Annotated in this window: 1 protein-coding gene and 1 pseudogene; both read right to left on the minus strand. The window is 47.3% G+C overall.

What is annotated here, in order from left to right:
- Positions 1 to 137: pseudogene (locus tag AB4653_RS10815) on the minus strand (alkene reductase); the annotation flags it as partial.
- An 84-nt stretch (positions 138 to 221) separates the two neighbouring features.
- A partial coding sequence (locus AB4653_RS10820; protein ID WP_372104131.1) for an MFS transporter occupies positions 222 to 1,280 on the minus strand: 1,059 nt, incomplete at its 5' end.

Raw genomic sequence — 1,280 nt, forward strand, 5'->3', positions numbered from 1 at the left:
TGTTGGTAATAAGTCGCCATCATGTCGTTTGGCACGTTTCCAGGCTGGCTGGTGCGAGCGCGTGTCATGGGTGCCATAACCACACGGTTTTGCAGCTCTAGGCCTTTCAGTTCTGATGTTTCGAATAACTTGTTCATGATCTCTACCTTTATGAATTTTTAGTGCTGTGCCAATTCCAGTTTGATAATGAATTGGCACTTTGAAGTTACGGAGTTCTTAAATTATTTAGCTTCTGTGGGTGCAAATATTGAGTTGCTTTGTGGTTTCTCTTTTCGGTTAGCTTTAGCGATTAAGAACAAGCCGACGATAGGAACCACAACGGCTGCGAACGGAATCATGCCTGCGCCTAGTTGGCTGTCGAGTACCATGCCACCAAGGAATCCACCAAAGGCATTGGCTAAGTTAAACGCTGAGATATTCGCAGTTGCTGCTAGCTCTTGCCCTTCGCCACCGTGGTTCATTACTCGAAGTTGCATGGCAGGGACGTTCGCAAATGATGCAATACCAAAGACAAATGCAGCTGCAACGAAGAGGATTTTGTTGTCTACCACAAGGCCAACTACCACCAATGAAATGATCATCGCGATAGCCCAAAACATTGAAGCTTTGCCTAGGTTTTTATCTGAAGAGCGTCCGCCCAAGGTGTTACCGATGATTAAGCCAACACCCACTATCACTAAGATCCAAGTCACTGATTCTTGACTGTAACCTGTGATGTGCATGGCGATTGGCGCAAGGTAGCCGTAAAGCGTCATGAAGCCAGACCAAGCAAAAGCGGTGATTGCTAAGCTGATCAGTAACATTGGATTTTTGAACGCTAGAAGCTGAGTTTTGATGTCCTTCGCTTCACTGTGACCTGTCGACTTAATCGAAGTCAGAATGGCAAGCATCGCGATAGTGCCAAGTGCTGCCACGGTAAAGAAAGTGGTGTGCCAACCGAATTGCAAGCTGACCCATGTACCAGCTGGAACGCCAAGAACGTTAGCGAGTGTTAAGCCTGCGAACATCTGGCCAACGGCACGACCTGCCATTTTTTCAGACACTAAGTTGGTTGCAACAACCGCACCGATACCATAAAAAGGGCCTTGCACTAAGCCTGCGATAACACGGCTGGCAAGTAGAAGTGGGTAGCTAGGAGCAAGGGCTGATAAGACATTACCGATGATGAACAGTGCCATTAAGCCAATCAGCACCATCTTCTTGTTAAAACGTGCTAGGTAGATGGTTAAGATCGGGCCGCCGATAACGATAGCCAACGCGTAAGCACTGATAAGGTAGCC

This window comes from Vibrio sp. 10N.222.48.A3, from assembly GCF_041475345.1.
Classification (GTDB): domain Bacteria; phylum Pseudomonadota; class Gammaproteobacteria; order Enterobacterales; family Vibrionaceae; genus Vibrio; species Vibrio tasmaniensis_A.